Annotated in this window: 23 protein-coding genes; 15 read left to right on the forward strand and 8 right to left on the reverse strand. The window is 58.9% G+C overall.

Features of this window, described 5'->3' with window-relative positions:
• Positions 1-16: 16 nt before the first annotated feature.
• A complete protein-coding gene (locus tag LG327_RS05590) occupies positions 17-706 on the forward strand; it encodes an aspartate/glutamate racemase family protein (RefSeq protein WP_404366928.1) in 690 nt (229 codons plus the stop codon).
• Positions 707-828: 122 nt separating this feature from the next.
• Positions 829-2316, forward strand: a complete 1488-nt coding sequence (locus LG327_RS05595) for a M17 family metallopeptidase (RefSeq protein WP_404366931.1) — start codon at positions 829-831, stop codon at positions 2314-2316.
• 33 nt (positions 2317-2349) lie between these two features.
• Here the strand turns inward: LG327_RS05595 and LG327_RS05600 are convergent, their stop codons facing one another.
• Positions 2350-2928, reverse strand: coding sequence for an HdeD family acid-resistance protein (locus tag LG327_RS05600; RefSeq protein ID WP_404366934.1), 579 nt, complete (start codon positions 2926-2928; stop codon positions 2350-2352).
• Positions 2929-3072: 144 nt separating this feature from the next.
• Here LG327_RS05600 and LG327_RS05605 point away from each other — a divergent pair, with 144 nt between their 5' ends.
• From LG327_RS05605 to LG327_RS05640, 8 genes are all read left to right on the forward strand, one after another.
• The gene (locus tag LG327_RS05605) at positions 3073-3969 is read left to right on the forward strand and encodes a mechanosensitive ion channel domain-containing protein (RefSeq protein WP_404366937.1); all 897 of its coding nucleotides are present in this window, start codon (positions 3073-3075) and stop codon (positions 3967-3969) included.
• A 117-nt stretch (positions 3970-4086) separates the two neighbouring features.
• A complete protein-coding gene (locus LG327_RS05610) occupies positions 4087-5178 on the forward strand; it encodes a calcium/sodium antiporter (protein WP_404366940.1) in 1092 nt (363 codons plus the stop codon).
• Positions 5179-5275: 97 nt separating this feature from the next.
• Positions 5276-6022: a substrate-binding periplasmic protein gene (locus LG327_RS05615; protein ID WP_404366943.1), complete on the forward strand. Its 747-nt coding sequence runs from the start codon at positions 5276-5278 to the stop codon at positions 6020-6022.
• A gap of 95 nt (positions 6023-6117) precedes the next feature.
• A complete protein-coding gene (locus LG327_RS05620; protein WP_404366945.1) occupies positions 6118-7908 on the forward strand; it encodes an ABC transporter ATP-binding protein in 1791 nt (596 codons plus the stop codon).
• Between the two features lie 121 nt (positions 7909-8029).
• A complete protein-coding gene (locus LG327_RS05625; protein ID WP_404366948.1) occupies positions 8030-8815 on the forward strand; it encodes an ABC transporter ATP-binding protein in 786 nt (261 codons plus the stop codon).
• A complete protein-coding gene (locus tag LG327_RS05630; protein WP_404366951.1) occupies positions 8805-9770 on the forward strand; it encodes an iron-siderophore ABC transporter substrate-binding protein in 966 nt (321 codons plus the stop codon). The genes LG327_RS05625 and LG327_RS05630 overlap by 11 nt, the downstream gene beginning before the upstream one ends.
• On the forward strand, positions 9760-11772 hold the full coding sequence (fhuB, locus tag LG327_RS05635; RefSeq protein ID WP_404366954.1) for a Fe(3+)-hydroxamate ABC transporter permease FhuB: 2013 nt from the start codon (positions 9760-9762) through the stop codon (positions 11770-11772). The genes LG327_RS05630 and fhuB overlap by 11 nt, the downstream gene beginning before the upstream one ends.
• Positions 11759-12511 carry a (2Fe-2S)-binding protein gene (locus tag LG327_RS05640; RefSeq protein WP_404366957.1) on the forward strand — a complete coding sequence of 251 codons (753 nt, stop codon included), beginning with the start codon at positions 11759-11761 and terminating at the stop codon, positions 12509-12511. Before fhuB ends, LG327_RS05640 begins: the two co-directional genes overlap by 14 nt.
• Positions 12512-12580: 69 nt before the next feature.
• Here LG327_RS05640 and LG327_RS05645 read toward each other — a convergent pair whose 3' ends face one another.
• Complete coding sequence (locus LG327_RS05645; RefSeq protein WP_404366960.1) at positions 12581-14722, reverse strand: TonB-dependent siderophore receptor; 2142 nt, start codon at positions 14720-14722, stop codon at positions 12581-12583.
• 282 nt (positions 14723-15004) lie between these two features.
• Between LG327_RS05645 and corA the strand changes: the two genes are divergently transcribed.
• Positions 15005-15958: a magnesium/cobalt transporter CorA gene (gene corA, locus LG327_RS05650; protein WP_404366963.1), complete on the forward strand. Its 954-nt coding sequence runs from the start codon at positions 15005-15007 to the stop codon at positions 15956-15958.
• Between the two features lie 16 nt (positions 15959-15974).
• Here corA and LG327_RS05655 read toward each other — a convergent pair whose 3' ends face one another.
• A complete protein-coding gene (locus tag LG327_RS05655; protein WP_404366966.1) occupies positions 15975-16718 on the reverse strand; it encodes a spermidine synthase in 744 nt (247 codons plus the stop codon).
• Between the two features lie 175 nt (positions 16719-16893).
• On the opposite strand from LG327_RS05655, the gene LG327_RS05660 reads away from it, so the two are divergent.
• Both LG327_RS05660 and LG327_RS05665 read left to right on the forward strand, forming a co-directional pair.
• The gene (locus LG327_RS05660; RefSeq protein WP_404366969.1) at positions 16894-17226 is read left to right on the forward strand and encodes a low molecular weight protein tyrosine phosphatase family protein; all 333 of its coding nucleotides are present in this window, start codon (positions 16894-16896) and stop codon (positions 17224-17226) included.
• Between the two features lie 76 nt (positions 17227-17302).
• Positions 17303-17896 (forward strand): rhomboid family intramembrane serine protease, encoded by a 594-nt coding sequence (locus LG327_RS05665; protein ID WP_404366972.1) that lies wholly within the window; start codon positions 17303-17305, stop codon positions 17894-17896.
• 130 nt (positions 17897-18026) lie between these two features.
• On the opposite strand, the gene LG327_RS05670 is transcribed toward LG327_RS05665, so the two are convergent.
• On the reverse strand, positions 18027-19340 hold the full coding sequence (locus tag LG327_RS05670; RefSeq protein ID WP_404366975.1) for an MFS transporter: 1314 nt from the start codon (positions 19338-19340) through the stop codon (positions 18027-18029).
• 188 nt (positions 19341-19528) lie between these two features.
• Between LG327_RS05670 and LG327_RS05675 the strand changes: the two genes are divergently transcribed.
• Positions 19529-22396, forward strand: a complete 2868-nt coding sequence (locus LG327_RS05675; protein WP_404366978.1) for an AMP-binding protein — start codon at positions 19529-19531, stop codon at positions 22394-22396.
• Here the strand turns inward: LG327_RS05675 and LG327_RS05680 are convergent.
• The gene (locus LG327_RS05680; protein WP_404366981.1) at positions 22393-22641 is read right to left on the reverse strand and encodes a YkoF family thiamine/hydroxymethylpyrimidine-binding protein; all 249 of its coding nucleotides are present in this window, start codon (positions 22639-22641) and stop codon (positions 22393-22395) included. The genes LG327_RS05675 and LG327_RS05680 overlap by 4 nt on opposite strands.
• A gap of 144 nt (positions 22642-22785) precedes the next feature.
• Positions 22786-23208 (reverse strand): CBS domain-containing protein, encoded by a 423-nt coding sequence (locus tag LG327_RS05685; protein WP_404366984.1) that lies wholly within the window; start codon positions 23206-23208, stop codon positions 22786-22788.
• A 226-nt stretch (positions 23209-23434) separates the two neighbouring features.
• Here LG327_RS05685 and LG327_RS05690 point away from each other — a divergent pair, with 226 nt between their 5' ends.
• A complete protein-coding gene (locus tag LG327_RS05690) occupies positions 23435-23983 on the forward strand; it encodes a YaeQ family protein (protein WP_404366986.1) in 549 nt (182 codons plus the stop codon).
• Between the two features lie 44 nt (positions 23984-24027).
• On the opposite strand, the gene LG327_RS05695 is transcribed toward LG327_RS05690, so the two are convergent.
• Both LG327_RS05695 and LG327_RS05700 read right to left on the reverse strand, forming a co-directional pair.
• Positions 24028-24189: a DUF1328 domain-containing protein gene (locus LG327_RS05695; protein WP_404366989.1), complete on the reverse strand. Its 162-nt coding sequence runs from the start codon at positions 24187-24189 to the stop codon at positions 24028-24030.
• A gap of 143 nt (positions 24190-24332) precedes the next feature.
• Complete coding sequence (locus LG327_RS05700; RefSeq protein ID WP_404366992.1) at positions 24333-25112, reverse strand: adenosylcobinamide-GDP ribazoletransferase; 780 nt, start codon at positions 25110-25112, stop codon at positions 24333-24335.
• Positions 25113-25148 lie beyond the last annotated feature (36 nt).

A 25148-nucleotide genomic window follows, 5' to 3' on the forward strand; every position in this document is an offset into this window, starting at 1 on the left:
ACACAAGGAGGCAAGGATGAAAACCATCGGCATGCTCGGGGGCATGAGCTGGGAATCAACCCAGAGCTATTACCGGGCGATCAATCAGGGCATCAACGCAGCGCTGGGCGGGTTTCACTCCGCCAGAATCCTCATGTACAGCGTGGATTTTGCGGAAATCGAGGCGCTGCAGCGTCAGGGGGACTGGGACAGGATGGCCGAAATCCTCGCCCGGGCGGCCGGGGCTGTGAAGGCAGGCGGAGCCGATTTTCTGATTATCTGCACCAACACCATGCACAAGGTGGTCCCACAGATTCAGGCGGAGATTGATATCCCCATTCTTCACATAGCCGATGCCACCGCAGAGGTCCTGACCAGAGATGGCGTTGCCAGGGTTGGGCTGCTGGGAACCAGATTCACCATGGAGCAGGCCTTCTATCGGGAGAGGCTGGAGGCCAGTGGAATCCAGGTGCTTGTGCCGGATGAAGAAGGCCGGGCGCTGATTCATGATGTAATCTATCAGGAGCTTTGCCAGGGCGTGGTCCGGGAAGAATCCAGAGAAGCCTACCTTGAAGTGGTCGAAGCAATGGCGAGGCGGGGCGCAGAGGCGGTGGTGCTTGGCTGCACCGAGATCGGCCTCCTGATTCAGTCTTCGGACACCAGGGTGCCCCTCTATGACACCACTGAGATACATGCTGCTCAGGCGGTGGCCCGGGCTATCGACTAAAACCGGTCTCAGCCTGTGCTGCCGGGCCCCGTATGCTAGTGTTGGATATTCCAGTGACATTCACTCAATGAGAGTACCGGCTGTCACGGCTCCAGGCTCTCATCCATTTTGAGGGCGTAGCTATGAAACCGACAATTCCGAAGTTTCCCCTTATCCAGTTGAAAAGAAATGACGGGATTCCTGCCTCCTGGGAGTTTGCCGAAGGTGATGGTGTGGTGATTCTGGTACCCGAGGGGCAGCGGGAGGCGGTCGGACAGACGCCATGGGGCGATTTCCTCGGCCGCCGCCTGGGTGCATTCCCGGACAAAGCGAACCCGGTTGTGCTTTCCGGCCCCGGCGGCGAGCGCATTTCCGTTGGTTCTGTGACAGGCGGCGCCAGCTGTTTCAAGGCTCTGACCCTGGCGCGGAAACTGGTGGGGCCTCTTCTGAAGGATCGGCCGGAACAGATCAACGTAGTGTCACTTCTCGAGGATGCGTCGGCGACGGCTGCGATGGCAGAGGCGCTGGTAGCCGCTGTTCACGCCGACATATTCGCTTTGCCAAAAATTACCGAAGCCCCGTCGGAAGCGTCACCGTTAAAGGCCCTTCACTTTTTCGGCGATCTCGGGGAAGCGGATTTCCGCAACGCCGAAGCAACCGCCGAAGGCAACAATCTCGCCCGCTGGCTGACCCAGCTGCCCGGTAACTATCTGACCCCGGCAATTTACCGTGGCTATGTAGAGTCCCTGGCGCAGGAGGAGGGCTGGGAAACCGATTTTATCGATGTCGAGCGGCTGAAAGAGCTTGGTGCCGGTGCTTTTCTGTCGGTCATCGAGGCTAGCCCAAACCAGGATGCAGGCATCCTGCATCTGCGCTACCGCCCCGAGGGCGCGCAGGGTCAGCCACTTGCGGTTGTAGGCAAGGGCATCTGTTTCGACACTGGCGGCACCAACCTCAAGGTGGGCGGTAGCATGCTGGGAATGCATGGCGACATGCAGGGCAGTGCGGTAGCGCTGGGTACATTCCTGGCTCTGACACGGCTGAAATTCGACCAGCCCGTCGACTGCTGGCTGGCACTGGCGGAGAACCACATAGGCCCGAAAGCGGTCAAATGCAACGATGTGATCACCGCCCTCAATGGCACCACCATCGAGCTCATCAATACCGACGCCGAAGGCCGGATGGTGCTGGCGGACACCCTGGCGCTGGCAAGCCGGGAAAAACCACGGGCCATTCTGGACTACGCCACCCTCACCGGTGCCGTGGTGTCTGCCCTTGGCCAGAGGATGGCGGGGGCGATCACCAACCGGCGAGAGTGGGTGGAGCCTCTGATCCAGGCGGGTGAGCAGTGCGGCGAACGCGTCTGGCCCATGCCTTACGAAGATGATTACGACGAGGATCTGGAATCCAGTGTGGCAGATACGCTTCAGTGCCGCACCACCGGTGCGGGCGACCATCTCTACGCCGCCCGTTTTCTGGGGCGGTTCGTCGGTGAGGATATTGGCTGGGTTCATGTGGACATGGCGTCCTCCGGCACCCACAAAGGCGGCCTTGCCCAGATTCCGACCGATCTCCAGGGTTTTGGCGTGCGGTTTGGAGTTCAATGGCTGGAAAAAATGGCCCAGGAGTGATCCCTGGCCGGTTGCCGGCGCTGGCGACCGCGTTCAGGAGAGGCGGCGGGCGCTGGCTACCAGCATCAGAATCCATACGCCAGTGAAGAGGAAATCCACACCCAGCAACAGACCAAGAATCCAGGGCACATTGGTAGCGGTGAACTGGAACAGGATCAGAAAGCCAAGAGCCAGGGAGAGCAGGCCGCTGGCGAGGATCCAGCCCCAGCCTGTGACAGGGCGCACCTGAAATGCAAAGAGGGTCTTGATGGTGCCGGTTAGCAGCAGAAAGAACATCACCAGTGAAGCCAGGGTGATGGCGCCGGCCAGGGGGAAGAACAGCATCAGGGCGCCTATGACGAGAGCCAGGATGCCCAGGGCAAGGCTGGGCATAAAGGTTGTTCCTCTGGGTCCGGACAGAGACTGTGCGGCCTGGACAGCACCGGCTATGACCAGAATGGTTCCAATGGCCAGGTCCAGCGACAGGGCCGCAGTCCAGGGAAAGGCAATGGCAGCGATCCCCAGTACCAGAAAAATAACGCCAATGGCGGTGAACCAGCCGCTGCGGTTACGGATGTCATCCAGCAGATTATGTTGGACCCTGACTTCGTAATGACGGCTTTCGGTTTTCATCCTTTATCTCCGTTCCAGCGTCAAATCGTTCGGCTTCGGATTCGCAGCCCCTGAAACTTCTATTGCGTTGCAGCCATGCATTTCAACCCGCCTGGCTGTGGTAATCTGCGAACCAGTTACAGTCAAGAAAAACAGGAACACACGATGCTCGAAAGTATTCCCTGGCTGCCGGAGAACTTTACGTTTCCCGACTCCATGCTTAGCCTTGTGGTGAATACAACCCTGCTGGTTGTGGTCATCATTATCCTTCGCACCCTGACGGCCAGGTTCATCCGGCGGACGGTGGCTTCGTCTGAATTGCGGGGCCGCTTGCTGGTGAATTTCCGCAACGGCTTTCTCCTTCTCGGTCTCCTCGGCCTGGTTCTCATCTGGGGTGACCAGATAAGAGCCCTGGCACTGTCCATTGTCGCGATCGCCGTGGCCTTTGTGGTGGCCACCAAGGAGCTGATTCTCTGTATCACGGGTTCGCTGTTAAAGAGCGGGGCGGGTTCGTTCAATCTGGGGGATCGTATCCAGGTGAAGGAGTTTCGTGGAGATGTTATTGATCAGAGTCTTCTGGCGACCACCATCCTTGAAGTGGGGCCAGGCAAAACCAGCCATCAGCGTACCGGGCGGATGATCGTCATACCCAATGCCCTGTTTGTTGCCGAGCCGGTCATAAACGAAAGTTTCACCGATCATTACGACTTCCATGTATTTGTGGTGCCTTTCAAGCGTGAGGATGACTGGCGCTCTGCCCAGACTGCCTTCCTGGAGGCGGCAAACCGCCATTGTCTTCCGTATCTCGAACAGGTCCGCAAGTACATGAGCAAATTCGGCGCCCAGCGCGGCCTGGAAGTGCCCTCAGTGGATCCAAGGGTCACCATCCAGGCGCCGGTGGCGGGAGAAATTCACCTGATTGTGCGGCTGCCGGTCAAATCCGGCCAGAGAAGCTATCTCGAACAGAGCATCCTGGCCGAGGTATTTGGCAATAATGAGTTTTCCAGCAAAAAGACAGAGAAGGCCGCTGCTGAGGAAATGCCGGATGAGGAGGAAAAGTGATTCTCAAGGCCTGGCCGTACCCACCGGTTTGTACTCACAATCTTCCTTTTGCGGTTAAGGCTAATCTGATCCTGCTCCTTCCCCCGACATTCCGGATAACTCGAGGTTAGTAAGGCCATGGCAATTCTGCTGTTTGTAGTGGGTATTGTTTTCCTGATTGTCGGTGCCGAAGCCCTCGTGCGGGGCGCTTCCCGAATGGCTGCCGCCTTTGGTATCGCGCCCCTGGTTATTGGCCTGACGGTGGTGGCCTTCGGCACCAGCTCGCCGGAACTGGCGGTGAGTATTGAGTCGGCACTGTCCGGCCAGGCCAATATTGCCCTGGGCAACGTTGTTGGCAGTAACATTTTCAACGTGCTGTTCATTCTTGGCGTGTCGGCCCTGATTGTGCCGCTGATCGTCTCGCAGCAGCTGATACGGATTGACGTGCCCTTGATGATCGGCCTGTCGGTGATCGTCCTGCTGTTTTCACTGGACGGCGCCATCGGCTGGATTGACGGTCTGCTTCTGGTGACCGGACTGGTCGTCTATGTGTCCTTCCTGATCATCCAGAGCCGCCGCGAACGTAATGAAGCCGCCGGGAAGGCGGAGCTTGAAGGCATTCCGGGGCTGGGAGATGGCCCGGAGTCAGGTGGCTGGGGGAAGAACCTCGGCCTGGTGGTGGTGGGTCTGGTCCTGCTGGTTCTGGGTTCCCGCTGGCTGGTGGACAGCGCTGTCGCCTTCGCCCAGCACCTGGGGGTGAGTGAACTGGTGGTGGGCCTGACTATCGTGGCCGCCGGCACTTCCCTGCCGGAAGTTGTGACATCAATTATCGCTGCCCTGCGCGGTGAGCGTGATATCGCCGTGGGCAATGTGGTGGGCAGCAACATCTTCAACATCATGGGCGTTCTGGGTATTGCCAGTATCATTGCGCCGGAAGGTATAGCGGTTGCCCCGTCCGTTCTTGCGTTCGACATGCCCGTCATGATTGCCGTTGCTTTCGCCTGCCTGCCGATATTTTTCACCGGCGGAATTATTGACCGGAAGGAAGGTGGGCTCTTGCTTGGCTACTATGTGGCTTATACCCTTTATCTGATCCTGGCTGCCTCCCATCACGATGCTCTGCCGGAGTTCAGCGCTGCCATGCTGTACTTTGTTGTTCCTCTCACCGCCATCACTCTGGCCATTGTGGTCATGCGGCAGATGCGGGGCGACACAAAGAAGCTCTCATGATGAGGCGGGAGGTCTTTACACTGAGTTTTTTGTGCCCTTGGAAACCTTATTTGAGGGGTTCTGCTGCAATAGGGGTTCTGCTGTAATAAGGATGAATATGCTGTTTCGCCTTGCTGTCTTGCTGATTTTTCTTGCGAGTGTACCTGTCCAGGCATACACCCTGGCCGCCGAGGATGATTACTACCCCTATTCTGCCCAGGTAGACGGCGAGCTGGTTGGGATGGTTCCTGATCTTGCCAGAGCAGCTTTTGCAGCGGTTGGCGTGGAGGTTGATTTCATTATCCGCCCCTATTCAAGGGTACTGATGATGGTGGAAAGGGGGCAGGCCCTGGGAGGCTTCGCGGGCTCCATTGATGATTCCAACAGGTCAGCCTTCTTCTGGCACGAAACACCCCTTGATATCGTGCGCCTTGTGATCTGGGCAAGAAAGGGAGAATCGGAAACCGGGCTCTCAGCGAAGGACATGGAAGGCCAAAAGGTATCCATTACCCGGGGTTTCTTTTACACGGACGCCATCGACCAGAATGAGAGCGTGAAGAAGATAGAAGCGCCCTCCGATGCCAGCAGCATGCAGATGCTGGCAATTGGGCGCTCGAACTATGCTTTGGTGACAGAGCTGATAGGGCATGAAATTGTCCAGTCATCCTCTGCTCCTGTTCTCGATGGCCGGCTGGAAATTGTTGGCCTGATTGAAGAAGTGCCTCTGCACGCGTTTTTCTCCAGGACACACCCTGATGGCGAGGAGGCTGCCACCCTGTTTCAGCAGGGGCTCGAAATCATTTTCCAGAACGGCGAATACCAGCGCATCCATGAACGCTGGCTTCCAACCGCGGATGCCGGCTGACCTCCTCTCCCTCTGCCATCTGATAATCATTCCTGTTTGATTCGTCATCGGAATCCGCTACTCTTGCGGCTTTTCCGTTGCGAGTGACCCTCATTATGTCCGAACAGTCCACTGGCTCCACCAGCAGCTTTGCCGCTCTTGGTCGCCTTCTGCGATATGCCCGCGGCTATCGGCGCCAGATCATCGCGGCCACTACCTGCTCCGTTATCAACAAGCTTTTTGACATTGCCCCTGAAATTCTCATCGGCATTGCTATCGATGTGGTGGTGAACCAGGAAGAGAGCTTTGTGGCTTCTCTGGGCTTTGAGTCGGCCCGCGAACAGATCACCATTCTTGCAGTGCTTACCTTTTTCATCTGGGCGGGCGAGTCCCTGTTTGAGTACCTGTTCCAGATTCTCTGGCGCAACCTTGCCCAGCGCCTGCAGTCGGATCTTCGGCAGGACGCCTATGAGCATGCCCAGAAACTGGATATGAGTTTCTTCGAGGCCCGCAGTTCCGGCCAGTTGGTGGCCACCATGAATGATGACGTCAATCAGCTGGAGCGATTCCTGGACGGTGGCGCCAATGCCATGATCCAGGTCGTGGTGACGGTGCTGGCGGTGGGTGCTGTTTTCTTTGTCCTCTCTCCGTTGATTGCCCTGCTGGCATTCACCCCAATCCCGCTGATTGTCTGGGGCGCCTTTTATTTCCAGCGCAAGGCCGGTCCCCTTTACGCCGATGTGCGGGAGAAAGTGGGCGACCTGTCCAGCCGTCTGGCGAACAACCTGGGCGGTATCGCCACGATCAAGAGTTTTACCGCCGAACAGCGGGAAGCAGAGCGTCTCAAGGCCAGCAGTGAAGCCTATGTTGAGGCCAACAGAAAAGCGATTCGCATCAGCTCTGCGTTTATTCCGGTGATCCGCATGGCCATTCTGGCGGGTTTTCTGGCCACTTTTACAGTAGGTGGCATGATGGCCCTGGAAGGCACCCTGAACGTGGGCGCCTATGGTGTACTCGTGTTTCTGACCCAGCGACTGCTCTGGCCCCTGACCGGGCTGGCAGCTGTGGTTGATCTGTTCGAGCGGGCCATGGCCAGCACCAGGCGTATCCTGGACCTTTTGGCAGAACCGGTGCACGTAAGGGATGAGGCTGGCACGCCGCTGAACCAGCCGGTCCGTGGCGAGGTGGAAATTGATGGGGTCAGCTTCCGGTATGCCTCCAGCGGTGCCGGCATTGAGAAGATTTCCCTGATCGTGCCGGCTGGTCATACCCTGGCCCTGGTCGGGGCCACAGGCTCCGGCAAGTCCACCCTGATCAAACTGCTGCTGAGGTTCTACGATCCCGCCGAAGGCGAGATCCGCATCGATGGCCAGCCCATCCAGTCCGTCAGTCTGAAATCCCTGCGGGAGGCCATTGGTCTGGTCAGCCAGGACGTGTACCTGTTCGAGGGCAGCATCCGCGAAAACCTGGCATACGGGAGGCCGGAGGCCAGCGATGAGCAGATCATTGAGGCAGCCCGCACTGCGGAAGCCTGGTCGTTCATCGAAGCACTGCCCCATGGTCTGGATACCCAGGTGGGTGAGCGGGGTGTACGCCTTTCCGGCGGCCAGCGCCAGCGTCTTTCTCTGGCCCGGGCACTGCTGAAGGATCCGGCCATTCTTGTGCTGGATGAGGCGACCAGCGCGGTGGACAACGAAACCGAAGCCGCCATTCAGCGCTCCCTGAAAAGAATCGGCCACAATCGCACGGTAATCATGATCGCTCACCGCCTGTCTACCATCGTAGAGGCAGACACCATCGCGGTCGTGTCCGATGGCAGAGTTGTGGAGTCCGGCAGCCACGGGGAGCTTCTTGAACAGGAAGGCGCCTACGCGGCCCAGTGGCAGGTGCAGACAGGCCAGGCATGACACACTTAACGTTGATACTGATTCGCATTTAGATTATTCTTGCGGGCTCTGAACTGCCGGCTGTGACCGGCGGTTGCTTTCGTCAAAACCTCCTCCGAATCCGGGGAACCCGGGAGCCCGCATGTCCACGTTTCTCGAAGCGCAGCAGCTTGTTGTCCAGGCCGGAAGCACCAGCATTCTCAATGATGTCAGCATTGGCTTTGCCGAAGGCGAAGTGACTGCACTCCTTGGCCACAATGGTTCTGGAAAGTCCACGCTGTTGAAAGTACTGGCCCGGCAGGTTTCTCCTACCAGTGGCCGGGTTTCCCTGAAAGGCAGGGATTTCGGCGCCACCGGTGCCCGTGAGTTCGCCCGTACTGTCGGTTACCTGCCCCAGCATCCTCCGTCTACCGATGGGCTGACCGTCCGGGAACTGGTGGCCCTGGGCCGCTATCCCTGGCGCGGTCCCCTTGGACGCTATGGCCGGGAAGATTACCAGCTGATTGACCAGGCCATCGCCGATACGGATCTGGAGAGCTTCAGTCACCGGGCCGTGGATACCCTGTCCGGCGGGGAGCGTCAGCGGGCGTGGATTGCCATGCTGCTGGCCCAGCAGACCCGGTGCCTGTTGCTGGATGAGCCTATCTCCGCCCTGGACGTGCGTCACCAGGTGGAAACCCTTCGTCTGATTCACCGCCTGGCGGAAGAGCGGGAACTCACGGTCATCATGGTGCTCCACGATGTGGACCTTGCGTCCCGCTTCTGTGACCGCATGGTGGCTCTGCGTGCCGGTGAGACGGGTGGTGAGCTGATTGCCGACGGTGGTCCGCCCGAGATCATGAACCATGACACCCTGCAGAAAATCTACAGTGTGCCCATGGGTGTGATGGAGCGGGCGCCCGGACACTGGGTGTCCTATGTCCACTGAGTTCTCTTCTGATCTGGTCGCGTCAGGCGCCGGGAATCATGGCCTGACTGTTTTCATCAGCATCCTTTTGATGCTCTTTGCGGGTTCTGCCCAGCCTGCGACATGGCAGCATGAGCGGGGCCAGCTTGAGCTTTTGAGTACCCCGGAGCGGATTGTTGCGCTGGACTGGGCGGCAACCGAGGCCCTTCTGCTGCTCGGCATTACGCCTGTTGGGGTGGGCGACCGGGACTATTACCCCATCTGGGTCCGGGAGCCGGCCCTGCCAGAGGGATCCCATAATGTGGGCGCCCGCAGATCCCCCAGCCTGGAAGCCATTGCCGAACTCAAACCGGATCTGATAGTGACCAGCGGCCACCTGGTGCCTGCCTGGGCATTGCTTGAGAGCATCGCGCCAACTTACGTCATGAGCATTTACGATCGCAGTGGCGAGCCTTTTGAGCGTGCCCGCACCATGCTGCTGATACTGGGGGATATTCTCGACCGGGAGAAGCTGGCCCGGGCCCGGCTTCATGAGCTGGATGCGGCCCTGGCCGGGAATCGACGTCGCCTGGAAGTAGCGGGGCTCACGGACAGACCCATCGCTCTCGTCAATTTCATGGACGACCGCCACGTGCGTATCAATGCGTCCAATGGCATATTCGATGCTGCCCTGGAGGGCCTGGGGCTGAAGAACGCCTGGCAGAGGCCTGGCAACGTCTGGGGATTTGCCATGATCGGTCTGGAAGACCTGGCGGATCGGCCGGATGCCCGCATTGTGGCAATTTCCCCCACTGCGGCGGGACTTGGGGAGCAGCTGTCGGCAAGCCCTTTCTGGACCTGGTTGCCCGCGGTCCGGCAGAACGAGGTATATCAGATCGATCCGGTCTGGGCCTATGGCGGGGTCGGTGCGGTCCAACGTCTGGCAGGGTTGCTGACCGAAGCACTGCTGGCGGGAGGTGGAAGCAGTGTCCGCTAGTGCTCTGCCCCGGTATCCTGCGCGCCTGCCGGTGGTGGCTGGCCTGCTGTGGTGCCTCGCCGTGACCTTTGCGGTCTGGCCCTGGCTCGACCAGCTGAATGTGTCCGCGCTGATCCAGGGGTTCTGGACGGTTGATACAGACAACTATGATCAGATGGTGGTGCACTACAGCTGGGCGCCCCGCTTTGCCATGGCAATACTGATAGGCCTTGGCCTGGGCCTTGCCGGCGCGGTTTTGCAACAGGTACTGGGAAACCCGCTGGCGTCCCCCACAACCCTTGGCGTGGAGTCTGGCGCCCAGTTTTCCATTGGGGTTGCCACTCTTTACGCGCCGGCAGTGCTGGCCTTCAGTCCGGATCTGACGGCGGTGGCCGGAGGCCTTCTGGCGGCAGGTCTGGTTGTGGCGTTGACCTGGAAACTGGGTTTTTCACCGGTGACGGTCATTCTTGCGGGCCTTGTCATCAGTTTCTTTCTGGGTGCGCTGAACTCAGCGTTCCTGCTGCTTCACGGCGAGTATTTAAGCAACCTGTTCATATGGGGTGCCGGCTCGCTGGTACAGAACGACTGGTCCCAGTTTGCCGACCTCTGGCCGCGGGTGGTGGTTATCAGCATCGCAATGCTGCTGTTGATGAAACCCCTGCAATTGCTCCAGCTGGGAGCTGATTCTGCCCGCTCACTGGGGGCGAACGTCGGGGTGCTGCGGCTGCTTGCGATGTTTCTGGTGGTACTGATGACTGCCTCTGTGGTGAGCCGTGTCGGCGTGGTTGCCTTTGTCGGCCTTGCTGCGCCTGTGCTTGCCCGCCTTCTGGGTGCCCGCACCCTCGGCCAGAAACTGCTCTGGAGCACCCTGATGGGAGGAGGCCTTCTGTTGCTGGCAGACACCTTTGCCCAGTGGGCCACCCGCTGGGCCGATGGCACGCTGGTTCCTACCGGCACAGCAACTGCACTGATTGGCGGGCCGGTCATATTGCTGGCCTTGCGGGGCATGAAAAACGATCGCCACATGCCTGGTGAAAGTGCCGCGCCTGCGCAGTTCCGTCCCCACCGGCGCCCGGTTAAAACTACCCTGGTTGTCTGTGTTCTGCTTCTGTTTGCAATTGTGACACTGGCTCTTGGCTGGTCGCCCGGGCTGGAAACCTGGAAGTGGACGCCGCCCGGGCAATGGGCGGAGGTCTGGGACTGGCGGGGGCCGAGGCTGCTTGCGGCCCTCGCTGCCGGTGTGGGGCTGGGGCTGGCAGGTACGATCATCCAGCGCCTGACTGGAAATGTCATGGCCAGCCCGGAAGTGCTTGGCATCAGTGGCGGCGCCGCCCTGGCCATGGTCTCGCTGATCCTGCTCGGGATAAGCCCCGGGCGTTCCGGGCAACTGGCTGCGGGCGCGGTGGGCGCGGCCGGCGTACTGGCTTTTCTGCTCCTGCTGTCCCGGCGTCATCGGTTTGCCGGTCATCAGTTGCTGCTCGGTGGCGTGGCGATTTATGTCTTCATGGACGCCGGATTGCGTCTGATCCTGGCGGGTGGCGGTACCGAGGCGGTGCGACTGCTCACCTGGATGTCCGGTTCGACCTGGCTGGTCAGCGGCCCGGAGGCGATGGCGCTTGCTGCCGTCACGCTGGTGCTGGCAGTACTGACGGTCGCCGGCCGTCGTGCGCTCACGCTGCTGCCGCTGGGTGAAAGCACGGCTGTGGCCCTTGGCCTTCCGGTCGCCACAACACGCCTGTTCCTTCTCCTGGTGGCAGCCCTGCTGACCGCCTCTGCCACCATGATCATTGGGCCACTCAGTTTTGTCGGCCTTATGGCGCCGCATCTGGCGAGGGTACTGGGTCAGCAGACGGTGGGTCGCCAGCTGCTCGTCGCAGCTCTGGTAGGGGCGATCCTGCTGGGAGTTGCAGATTACCTGTCCCGGGTCGTGCTTTTCCCCAATCAGCTCCCTGCCGGCCTGCTCGCAGCTTTGCTGGGCGGGGGCTACTTCCTCTGGGGGCTGAGTCGGCATGGCCGGCACTGACGCAGCCCAGGCCCCGATCAAGCGCTATGGCCAGCTGCTTGATCAGGCCGGTGTCTGCCCCTCTTCCCTGTACGAATACGCCAGGCCCCCTGCCGGCACTGGCGGTGGTGTAAGCCTTGCTGCCTGCCTTGACCGGCCATCTGTGCTTGCAACAGCTTTGCGACAGAAAGCCGGAACGATAGCCGATTTCCGCGATTTGCGGGTTCACGCGTCGGTACTCCAGCAGGATCTGGCCCTCAGCATCATCGGGCCTCTGGTCACCCGGCTTTTCCTGGAGGGGGAAAGCTACCTTCCGGAACCTTCGCAAATCCGGCTGGTTCCAGGCGTAGAATCTCCCCAATGGCATTTTGATTCGCAGGGACCGCAGGCCAGCATGGAAGTTTTTGTAAGCCGGACAGCCGGGCTGGTCAATGCCTGGTACCCGGTATTCCGTCAGGAGTTTGGCGTCAGCCCAGGTGCTTACTGGAGCAGCGTTGGGCTGGCACTGTGCGCGCCTTTCTCTGCGCTCTGGGATAAGGCCCCACCTGAAGCCCTCTGCCGCCAGGCTACTGGCTGGCTTGAGCTGTTTGACTGCGACGCAGGCGAGTTCATCGACTGGATTCCCGCCGAGTTCAATCAGCAGCAATGCGCCATACCTCAGCGTCGAGGTTGCTGCCTTAAATTCAAGCTGCCGGAAGAAGGGTATTGCGGTACCTGTGGGGTTTACCGGAAGGAGAGGATGAGCGATTGCAGAGAGTAGGCGGGTTGGTCCGGGTTAACTAAAAGCCGGGGAGCGGCACAGGGCTGCTCCCCAGCTAAAGCTTCCGGATCAGTAATTCCAGGTCACTGTCAGGTCCGCACTTGCTGGCGCCCCGTAGTAAGCCTGGGCCCACTGCAGGCTGTTGATGTATTTCCTGTCGGTCACGTTCCTTGCATTCAGGGTGGCGTTCCAGTTTCGGCTGAAGTCGTAGCTGGCCATCAGGTCTATCAGTGTGTAGGTCCCCTGCTTGAAGGTGGCCGGATCTCCGTTGGTGATTTCCGACTGCCAGCGCACCTGACTGCCCAGCTCCAGCCCCGGCACTTCCGCTACCTGCCATACGCCCCTCAGGTTTGCTTTGCGCTCTGGGATGTAATGCTTGGTCCGGTCGTTGTCGGCATCCTCGATCTCCACGAAGGCGTAACCCGCGAACAGCTGGACGTTGTCTGTCAGCTGACCGGCCAGTTCCACTTCAAAGCCCTTTGAGGTTATACCGTCCACCGCCTGGAAGAACCGGCTGCCGGCAGGCGTGTTGGGATCCTCTTCGGCTACGTTGTTTTCCCGTGTCCGGAAGATCGCAACGGTGGAAAGCAGGCGGTCCTGGAAGTATCCGCTTTTCAGGCCCAGCTCAACGGTTTCTCCTTCCAGCGGCTCGAGGCGATCCTCATTGATATCCACCTCGGTCTGGGGGGAGAAAATCTCCGTGTAGCTGGCGTAGGCCGAGTGGTTGCCATTGATGTCGTAAATCAGGCCGGCGTAGGGTGCATCCACGGCGTCGTAGCTGGTTTCTTTGGTGTTGCCATAGCTGTCCCCGTCGCTGTCCAGCCAGGTGCGGCGTACCCCGGTGATTGCGGTGAGGCGGTCGGTGACGGTCCAGCGGGCAGCAAGATAGGCGGCGATTTCCTTGTCCGTCCAGTCGGAGCCGGAACGGGCGCTTTCAAGGGCGGGTTTGGGATAGTCGCCATCCCAGTCTCTCAGAGGCGGCAGAGGCTGAAAGTTTCCAGTAGCGACATTCTGGCTGAAGAAGGACCTGTCTTCAGTTTCGGCCCGGGACCAGGTGGCCCCGGCGACCAGTTCGTGGGTGCGGGCCAGAAGATCGAAGGGGCCGTTGGCGTATGCATCTGCGATCAGCTGTTCTGTATTCAGTTCGTAATCGCTTGGGTAGGCGAAAAGTCCTAGTCCGGTCTGCGGATCTGGTGTGCCGAACTGGTAAAAGAGCTCGGAATCGCTGTCCTGCTCAATCCGCATCCCTGTAACGGTGGCCTGCCAGCCACTGGCAAGATCCTGCTGGAGCTCTATGAAACTGTTGTGCTGGGTGTTGTCCCAGAAAGACCAGTCCGAGGAGGTGCTGGTTGAGCGTTTGAAATCTGTAGGGGTTCCGTCCGTGTAGTTGAGGGGTAGCGCTCCCCACAGTGGGCTGTCTGCATTGGAGACCTGGGTGGCATGGCCGAGAGTCAGGAGGGTGGTGGCAGTCACGTCCGTTTCCACGACACCGTAAAACATCTGCTTCTCCAGTTGGTAGCGGTCCAGATAGGACTCACGGTCCTGGTAGCCTGCGACAACACGTCCGCGCACGTTGCCGGAATCGGTCATGGGGCCGGAAAGATCCCCGATCAGCCGTTTGTTCTCCCAGGAGCCGACAGTGCCTGCGACCGAGGCCTGGGTTTCAGCGGTCGGCCGCTTGCGGATGAAATTCACTGTCGCCGAAGGATTGCCTGAACCGGTCATAAGACCGTTGGAGCCCCGGAGCACTTCCACCCGGTCATAGAAGGCCGTGTCCAGTTCGCCCTGGATGTTGCCATAGGCCATGGGCATGCCCACGCCATCGTACTGGAAGTTGTTGATGTCAAAACCGCGGGAGGTGTAATAAGTGCGGTCTGTCTCCACCGACTCCACGGTCACACCGGTGGTGTTTTTCAGTACATCGTTCACGTCGTTCAGCGCAAAGTCGTCGATCTGTTCCCGTGTAATGACCGTTACCGCCTGAGGTGTTTCGCGGTGGGAAAGATCAAGCTTCATAGAGGTGCTACTGGATGTGGTCGTATAGCGCTCGGTGGCTTCCGAAGCTGGCTCGCCGCGCTCTCCGGACACCTCAATGGCCCCCAGTTCTATGGGCTGGCTTTCCTGTGCCAGCGCCTGAATGGGAAGGGATACGCACATAATGGCTGAAATCAGAGCCTTGCGGCGAAAACGGACAGGCATAACCTGGGACATGGACTACTCTCCGACAGATCAGGATGGGAAAATTCATGCGCATCATAATAGGAATCATTCCGATTTAAAAGTGAGAGGGGAAAATGTTCTGTTTCAGATTGCGACACATGGCAGCGCAGTCCTGAAGAGAAAGTGCCCTACTGAAGACAGGGCCCGCCGGCCGGGAAGATCGGGAAAAACACCCCCGAAGTCTCATTATCTAGTATGTTTAACGGTGTCTTTTCCCTGCTGGGCTACAGGTATGGGATGCCCCGGGCCGGATTGAGTGTTGGGAGGAAACACATGCTTCGACTGTACAGAATTGCCAATGGCCGGATCAGAGAGATTGAAACCACATCCGATCAGCTGGAAAAACAGGTCCGGGAGGCGGACTGGATCGACTGTTACGATGCGGAGGATAATGAAAAGGCCGTTCTCCAGATGCTGCTCCAGACGGACATCCCCGAGTCCGACGACGTGGAAGAAATCGAGGCATCCGCCCGCTGTTTCGTGGATCAGGCTGGCCTTCACCTGCATGCTCTTTTCCTGACCCAGAGCGAAGGGCGGCACACCACCACCTCAGTTGCGTGCATTCTTCAGAAAGAGCGCCTTATCACGATACGGGATGAGGACATTGCCGATTTCCGGCTGATGCGAATGCGTGCCCGCCGGGGTCAGGTGGAGAGTCATGATCCGGCCGAGCTGCTGGTGACCCTGTTCGAGCAGAAGGTGGAGAATCACGCCGACATTGTGGAAGACATCCACCGGCAGCTGGAGGAAGTGAGCCATCTGGTGCTGGAGGATGAAGATGCCGAGCTTGAGGACGCCATTGGCCAGCTCGCCAAACTGGAAGACAGCAACGGCCGTATTCGCTTGTGCCTGATGGACACCCAGCGGGATATTTCCTTTCTGCTGAAGCATCTGCGCCGGCATCCGGAGTTGACGGCCACCTGCAGGGACATCATGAGGGATATAGAAACCCTGATGTCCCACAACACCTTCCTGTTCGAGAAGATAAACTTCCTGATGGATTCCACCCAGGGTTTTATCAACATCGAGCAGAACCAGATCATCAAGACTTTTTCCATCGCTGCGGTGGTGTTTCTGCCACCAACCCTGATTGCCAGCATTTACGGCATGAACTTCAAGTACATGCCGGAACTTGAATGGCTTCTGGGATATCCTGGCGCCATTCTCCTGATGATCTGCGCTGGTATTGCTCCCTACTGGTTTTTCAAGCGCAAGGGCTGGCTCTGATCCGTTATCCGGCCGCTCAAGTGACCCGGTCAAGTTTGCCCATCAGCCCCTGCCAGTCGATAGGCAGGTGCTTCTGAAGCTCTTTCAGGCGGGGATGATCGGTGGGCAGGGGCTCGACTGACGCCTTGCTGGCGTAGAGCACGTAATTGTTGGTTTTGCTGCGGAACAGCAACACGCTGGCAAACAGCCGGCAGATCTGCCGGAACAGCGGGCCTTTCTGGTCCGGCAGTTGATGGTAGTTGATCGCAAGCCAGCCCTGCGCAGTGAGTACCCGCTCACACTGGTCGATGAAGCTGCTCTGGGCCGGAGCAGGGCTCATCCGGTTGGCGTCGTACAGATCGGTAAGAATGAGATCTGTGCTGGCATCCTCCATGGCCCGGAGCGCCGGTCTGGCATCGGCATTGGTGATTTTGATCCGGCTGGTATCTGGAAGGGCAAAAAACTCCCGGGCCACGTCAATTACCTGACTGCGCAGCTCCACGGCATGAAGCTCGCAGGCGGGCAGCAGGTGATGCAGAGCGCTCACCAGGACACCTCCTCCCAGACCAAGTGCCGTCACATGGGCAGGGTCGGCCCAGGCCACTGGCAAAAGCATGGCCCGGTTATATTCATGCACGGGCAGGTGAGGACTTTTGCGTTTGATCTTGCTCTGTTCAAAGACCGAATCAAAAGTGAGGATCCGGTGCTTGCCATGATCGAGCACCAGAATTGGCCCAAGACTGTCCCTGGTCTCATAGGTGACACTGCCGCGCAGTTTCATGTGCATCATCGTGTCCTGTGCGGGCTGGAGGCAGCCTCCGCTCGATGTTCCGGTGTTGAATTCAGCGGCTTGAGGCTCAACACAATACGATGAGGGTGAGAATGTTGCAAAGCCGGGGCACGAACATCGGCTCCGGATCCTGTTTTATCATGACCTGCCATTCCGGAGAGTGATCATGAAACTGCTATTTGTCTGCAGCGAAAACCGTCTGAGAAGCCCCACCGCCGAGGCGGTTTTTTCCCAGTACGAAGGAGTACAGACCAGAAGTGCGGGCCTGGGGCCATTCGCGGAAACACCTGTCTCCGGGCCGCTCATTGAATGGGCGGACGTCGTAGTGGCCATGGAAAAGGATCAGAAGGAGGCCATTCAGGGGGAATTCGGCGACGCCCTGGGCGACAGGCCACTGATCTCATTGGATATTCCGGATCAGTATGCCTACATGCAGCCGGAGCTGGTCAGGCTTCTGGAGAAAAGGGTTCCGGAGCTGGTGCAGTTGCCGGCTCAATGAAAGCTGCCGGTTCCAATACGGCTCCGGGAGATTTCCGCCCATTCGCTGACTGCCAGAAGGAAAGAGTCGCAAGCCAATGACCCTGATCATCATCGTTGTCACGGTAATCATTTCATTCCTGGCCTGGCAGAACCCCCGACTGCTGGACACTCTGATCCTCCGCCCCCCGGCGGTGTGGCGGGGCGAATTCTGGCGGGTTCTGAGCCATGGTTTCATTCATGCCGATGGCAACCATCTGCTGTTCAACATGATCACCCTGTTCTTCTTCGGCACGGTCATGGAGAACATCCTGTTCGAGCGCATAGGGGCTGTGGGCTTTGCGCTCTTCTACCTGGCAGGGATAGTGGTGGCCAGTATCCCCGACCTGCTGCGTCGCCGGCGGGATTCCGACTACGCCAGCCTTGGGGCTTCCGGTGCGGTGGCCGGAATGCTCTTTGCCTACATTCTGCTGGACCCCTGGGCGATGCTGCTGGTGTTCTTCGTGCCGGTCCCGGCGGTGATTTTCGCGGCACTCTTTGTGGCCTACTCCCTCTGGGCCGAGCGCCACTCCCGCAGCAATCTCAACCATGGTGCTCACCTCTGGGGTGCCGCATGGGGGGTGGTGTTCATGGTTGCGCTGGAACCGGCGCTGCTGCCACGGTTCTTCAGCAAGGTCCTGGGGACCGGATAGGGGCCGGAGATCAGGAGCAAGCGGAGAGGTCTTTCCAGAACACGCTGTAAATACGTCCCTGTACGCTCGGCCTCCGCCATCCATGGCTCCGGACGGTTCTGGAAAGACCTCTCCGCTTGCTCTCCCCAAGTCAGGTTCCCTCACTCTTTTTCCGGCCGGTGCCTGCATCAGGTACGGTGAGCATCAACAGAAAGCCAATCGCGAAGAACACCAGCACCATGCTCATCCCCCAGCGCTGACTGCCGGTTGCCGCGGTAACAGATCCCACCAGCAGCGGCCCGGCAAAGGCCGTAGCCTTGCCCGAGAAAGTGAACAGCCCGAACATCTGGTTGCGCAGGTGTTCGGGAGCTGCCCGGGCGAGGTGAGACCGGCTGGCCGCCTGCAGCGGGCCGACGAAGATGCCTAGAGTCATGCCAGACACCCAGAACCACAGAGCGCTTTCCACCACCAGAATTGCCGTGCCGCTGGCGCCCAGCCCAATCAGGGCGAGAAAAATTGTATTTCTACCCCCTATGGCATCGTCCACCCAGGCAAAAACGAGAGCGCCAAGGCCGGCCGTCACATTGAGGGCAATGCCGAACTGAAGAACCTCTGTCTGGCTCATGTTGAAGGTTCCGGCGGCGTACACACCGCCGAAAGTGAACACAGTGGCGAGCCCGTCCGTGTACAGCATTCGGGCCACCAGAAAACGAAGTACGTGGCTGTATTTACGGGCCTGGGCCAGAGAATCCCGCAACTGGCCAAGGCCGGCCCGTAGTGCCTCTCGGGCGGACAGTCCGGAGGCCGGCCGGTCCGGTGTGAGGAAGAACAGAGGCATCGCGAAGACCAGATACCAGACAGCCACCAGCACAAAGGTGGCCCGCACATGCTCCGCCGCCTCCCGGTCGAGGCCCAGGAAGGAGGGCTCCGCTTCCACCAATCCGAAGAGCGCGATGACCAGACAAACTACGCCGCCCACGTAACCCAGACCCCAGCCCCAGCCGGACCAGCGACCGAGTTTTTCCGGCGCCGCCAGGTCCGGCAGCATGGTGTTGTAAAAAATGAAGGCGAACTCGGCGCCCAGGATGCCCAGGCTCACCCATATTGCTGCCCACCAGAAATCATCCATCCCGGGGCGCACAAACCAGAGCATGGCACAGGCAAGCACGCACAGAAGCGTGAAACCAATGAGCCAGGGTTTGCGCCGGCCAGATCTGTCTGCAACAGCTCCCAGAACCGGAGCTGCAATGGCGACCACTACACCGGAAATGCCCACGATATTGCCCCAGTACTCGGTGCCTGCCACCTCATCGCCAACCACGGACTGGCTGAAGTACCGTGCGAAGACGAAAGTCAGAATGATGGTGAAGAAGGCGCTGTTGGCCCAGTCGTACAGAGCCCAGGACCACAGGGCCCCGGGGCGGACAGCTGAAGTGGAATTCCCGGGCTGCTGCTCATTCTGCATAGAGGCAATCCATTTACAGGTTTGAGGTGGCTCTGCTGATGTCCCGTGTCACTCAACAGGTTAACGAATCAGGCAGGCGGGATACCAGCTTCCCATTCAGTCAGCCTGGTTCTGAGTGCCGGGAGGCCAGTAACCCTGCTCTGAAGCGGTGTTGCCAGCACTGGTTTGATACCTCACTATGAATGTCCATGAACTGGATTTCTGGAGGAGCCGTGGCCGAATCGGGAAGTCAGCAGAGAATGGAAAAGGACATGGTGGACGCGGTCAGAGAAACCATGGCCGAAGCCATGCCGGAGGAGCGGGAGCGCCGGCCCGAAGTCAGGCTGGATAGCCGACTCGACAGTGATCTTGGGCTGGACAGTCTCACCCGCGCTGAACTGCTGGTAGCGGTGGAGCGGAAGTTTGGTGTGCAACTGCCGGAACAGCTTCTCAGCGATGCCGACACGCCCCGCGACATTCTCGATGAAGTCATGCGTCTTCAGGGGGAGGAGCCGGAGAAAAAATCTGAAGGTGACACCGAGAAAGACAAAGAGTCCGAAGCCGGTCTTGAATCCGGAAAGGAGGACCGTGAGCACTTTTCAGTTCCCGATTTTGAAACTCTCCAGGAGGCGCTGGGCTGGCACAACCGTGAGCACCCCGACCGCACCTATCTTCACTGGGTAAAGAGTTACGATGATGTCGACCCCCTTACCTTCGGGGATCTTCATAAAGGCGCTCTCCGGGTTGCCAATGGTCTGTTCCAGAACGACATTGATCAGCGGGACGCAGTGGCCCTGATGCTGCCCACCAGTCACGACTATTTCTACGGATTTTTCGGCGCCCTCTACGCCAATGCCATTCCGGTGCCCCTTTATCCGCCCATGAGGGCCTCGGAGATTGAAGAGCACCTTAAACGGCAGGCCTCCATCCTGAACAATGCAAAGGCCAGGGTCATGATCACCGTACCGGAAGCAAAAAAGCTCGCCGCCGTGATCAAAGGGCTGGTGCCATCCCTTGAGCATGTTCTGACTCCGGACGATGTCTGGGCGAAACCCATGGACCGGCCGGTAGGCGGGGTCAGGGGCGATGATATTGCCTTTCTGCAGTACACCTCAGGCAGCACAGGGGACCCCAAGGGCGTCAGGCTCAGCCACACAAACCTGTTCGCCAATATCGGGGCCGGGAATGAAGTGCTCCAGGTGGATCAGGATGATGTATTCGTCAGCTGGCTGCCGCTTTATCACGACATGGGGCTGATCGGTACCTGCCTGTCCAGCCTCTGGTATGGCATGCACCTGGTCATCATGTCGCCTCTGCTTTTTCTCACCAGACCCCGTTACTGGCTCTGGGCCATTCACCAGTTTGGCGGCACCCTCTCGCCATCGCCCAATTTTGGTTACGAACTCTGCCTGAAAAGGATAGACGACGAAGACATGGAAGGGCTGGATCTGAGTTCCTGGCGTGTTGCCTTCAACGGTGCTGAGGCCGTCAGCCCCGATACGGTGGAACGTTTTACCGACCGTTTTAGTGAGTGGGGGTTCAGGGCAGATGCCATGGCGCCGGTTTACGGCCTGGCTGAAAACTGCGTCGCACTCACCTTTCCCGATGAGCCCCGCGAGCCGATCATTGACCATGTTGACCGGGACAGGTTCCAGGAAGACGGGGAGGCGAAGCCGGTCTCCGAAGATGATGAAAAGGCGCTCAGGTTCGTATCCTGCGGTAAGGCCATTCCCAACCACCGGATCCGTATTGTGGATGATGACGGGAAGGAGCTCGCTGAACGTCAGGAGGGCAACCTGCAATTCACCGGCCCCTCTGCCACTGAAGGCTACTATCGCAATGAAAAAAAGACGGAAGAGCTTTTTGACGGAAAGTGGCTGAACACGGGAGACCGGGGCTACATCGCCGACGGCGAACTCTATCTGAGCGGCCGCAACAAGGACCTGATTGTCCGGGCCGGCCGCAATATCTACCCCGGCGAGATCGAGGAGGCTGTGGGGGACCTTGACCTGGTCCGGGCCGGGTGCGTTGCGGCTTTTGCCTCCGGCATGGGAGAGAGCGAAGGGGAAAAGCTCATAGTGGTCGCCGAGACCCGCGAAAAGGATGAGAAGAAACTCGAGAAGGTCAAAGAGAAAATACACCACATAGCCATGGATTCCCTGGGCATTGAAGTGGATGAGGTGCTGATGGTAAAGCCCCATACCGTGCCAAAGACATCCAGTGGCAAATTGCGCCGAAACGAGTGCCGTTTGCGGTACGAGCGCGATGAGCTGGAACGGAAAAAGGAGCCAGTATGGCGACAGCTGGCAAGACTGGTAAGGGGTACCTGGCGTCAGCAGGGCCACCGCGGGATGAAAAGCGCCGGCCTCTGGCTCTATTCAGGCTGGGCGTGGTTGTCGCTGGGTCTGGTTTCCCTGCCTGTCTGGCTGCTGGTCAATATTCTGCCGGGCCTTCAGCTTCGGTGGCAATTGGTCCATCGCGCAGCCAGACTGCTGGCCCTGCTGACCGGCACCCGGCTGAAAGTTGAGGGAGGCGACAGGCTCAGGAATCTGCCCGAGGGCTGTGTGATTGTTTCCAATCATGCCAGTTACCTCGATGCTCTGGTGTTGGCCGCAGTGATTCCCCTGCCCGCCGGTTTCGTCGCCAAAGCAGAGCTGCTGAAAGTTCGCGGCCTGAGGCGGTTTCTGCAACGGCTCGGAGCGGAGCCTGTGGAACGCGCGGGGGCGCAAAGCAGTGTCCGGGACTCAAGGCGGATTGCTGAGAGCGCAGAGGGCCGTCGCCTGGTGTTCTTTCCCGAGGGCAGTTTTGATGCCGCGCCGGGTCTTCGGCCCTTTCACATGGGGGCCTTCATGACAGCGGCTGCACTGGAGGAGAAAGTCATACCCATTGCCCTGAAAGGCACCCGCCGCAAACTCCCGGCTGACAGGTGGAACCCCAGACCCGGGGCGTTGAGTATAGAGGTGGGTAACTGGATTGAGCCGGAGGGAGATGACTGGAAATCCGCGGTCCAGCTACGGGACCGCGCGCGGAAATCGATACTGCAAATGACAGGTGAGCCGGACCGGCTCTCCCGCTAGCGGGGGCGGCGGTCACCTTCATGGAAGGTGGCCACGAAAACCGATTTTCCGTGATTCTCGAAAGACCACTTCATCGCATCGTTGATGACTTTCATGACCTCGTCATAATCACCAAAGAGCTGGGTGCTCATACGATCCGGATGCACCTCGATGTTGCTGTGTTCCAGTTTTTCGATTACCTCCCGAACCGGCTCCTTGAAGTCCTCTTCCAGAGGGTAATAGCTGATCTGTGCGGAAAGAAACATGGAACCTCCTAAATGGCCAGCCGGCGAATGGCTTTCCGGTGCTGCAATGATGATTGAAGAAAACAGGTGGAGAGCCGCCTGAAGGCGACCTCGACCTGTTACCAGCGACCGGATCGTTATTTCGCAGGCATGACAATCAAGTTATCACTGGTAATGGCGAGCAGCATTGACCACTTTCTTCGCCATTGCTTCGTCTTTGCAATGATCTGCAATATCGCCCAGGGTAACCACGCCGACCAGGTCCTTGTTGTCAGGATTGTTCAGCACCAGCAGCCGCTGAACCTGCTGTTCGACCATGTTCTGGACAACGTCCTCAATGTCTTCATTCTCAAAGGTGTAAAGTACCTTTTCCGTAGCGATGGTCTTTGCTTTCTCATTGGGATCCTTGCCTGCGGCCACGGCGCGAACTGCAATATCCCGGTCTGTGACTACGCCAACAACCTTGTTGCCCTCGTTCAGGGGTTCAAAGCCGGTATTGTACTGGCGCATGGTGTCAGCAACTTCCTTGATGCTTACATCGGCGTCGAGATAGGTCGGACGAGTTGTCATGACTTCTTTGACTTGCATGGTTAAGCCTCCTTTCCTGCTTGGGTATTCTGCCTGGATGCTATCCGCATCCTGACCAATGAGCAGATCTGCAGCCCGCTATCAAGCTGCATATAAAAGACGTGATGGTGAACTTGCTGAAATTCAACTGGCAACCGGATGTTTTAACCTGCAGAAAAAATGCATTTTCCAGGTTAGACTCCGGTCTCCAGTTTTTCAGTTTCTCTGTCCCCAGGAAAGATCAGCCATGGCCCTGCAGGCAACACCCTACAAGGTGAATCTTAATCTCTCGGACGTTGACCGGGATGTGTACGAAAATATCCGGATGACGGTGGCCCGTCATCCCTCGGAAACTGAACAGCGACTGGCCGCCCGGGTTCTGGCCTACGGCCTCTGGTACCACGAACGGCTCGAGTTTGGCCGGGGGCTGTCGGATGTCGATGAAGCGCCTATCTGGCAGAAAAGCCTTGACGGTCGTCTTGAGCACTGGGTTGAAGTGGGGCAGCCGGATTCGGACCGCCTGACCTGGTGCTCCCGGCGGGCTGAGAAGGTTTCACTTCTGGTGTATGGCAGCACCAGAGTGTGGGGACCAAAGGTGCTGTCCAGCGTCGGGACCCTGAAAAACCTGCACATTGCGGTGTTGCCCGAGCAGCCCCTGACCGCCCTGTGCAAACAGGTGAACAGGACCATCGACTGGGGTTTGATGATCGCCGACGACGTGCTCTACGTGAGCAACGCCGATGAGCAGTACGAGCTGCCGCTGGAGTGGTTACAGGGCAACCGGCGCCAGGCCTAGTGCCCTGTTTGGTTAATTCGCTGACCTGCTGCGGGACACCAGGGTCACGGCCCGCGGCGCCCCATGACCAGGGAAACCACGAATAGAATCAGGAAAACGAAAAACAGGATCTTTGCGATGCCCGCCGCTGTGCCGGCAATACCGCCGAAGCCGAGTACGGCCGCAATAATCGCTATGATGAGACATACCACTGCCCAGTAAAGCATATTTCCCCTCCCTGAATGCCGGATCCGGATGACCGGGTCCGTGCCATCTCCGCGTTGTGTGTACCTTTACCATCGTAGAAAAACCGGGAAACTGCAAATTTCCGTGCGCTTTCTGGCCAGGTTTTAATCAGCCGCTGTCGCGTTCAGATTGCCAGACCCAGAAGCAGGATCAGTTCCGTGAAAACCACGCTGGCTCCCAGGGCATCGCCGGTGTAGCCGCCGAGGGTATGGCGCAGATTCAGTCCCCAGCACAATGCCACTGCTCCGACAGCAATCACCGTCAGCGGGACCAGGAACAGGTGCCAGGGCGCCAGGATTACACAGACAAGGAGTACAAAACTGGCCGCAATGACGAGCCGGACTGCCGGAAAGCTGCTGGCCACCGGCCTGCTTTTGCTCTTGTCCGGGTCGGTCACATAGACCATGGCGCGCATAAGAAGAAGCGGCGTGAGTCGCGCCGCGCAGGGCGTGACCAGCAGGGCCAGCCAGACAGGTTCCACTGCCATCAGAAGGGCCGCCTTGAGTGCCAGTGCCAGAATCAGCGCGACACTGCCATAGGTGCCGACGCGGCGGTCCTTCATGATCCGGAGCCGCGCTTCCACAGTGTAGCCACCTCCGAGCGCATCAATGCTGTCAGCAAGGCCGTCTTCATGGAAGGCGCCGGTGATCCAGAGATGAAAGACCAGCACCAGCAGCAGGCACACCAGCGGACCCCATGCCAGAGCCAGCAGGCTGAACAGGCCAGCGTATAATGCGCCCAGCAGCAGGCCGACGAGAGGGAAATAGACACTGCTCTGATTCATCAGGCTCTGGGAATAGTCAATCCTCATAACCATGGGTATGCGGGTAAGAAATCCCAGGGCAAGCCAGAATGCCTGCCATTCCCGCTGGATCGCTGATGCAGTGCCGTGTCCGGGGGTCACCGACTGTTGCTCCCTGAATGAGTGAGCAGGCAGTTT

It is taken from the genome of Marinobacter sp. (assembly GCF_044799475.1).
In the GTDB taxonomy this organism is placed as follows: domain Bacteria; phylum Pseudomonadota; class Gammaproteobacteria; order Pseudomonadales; family Oleiphilaceae; genus Marinobacter.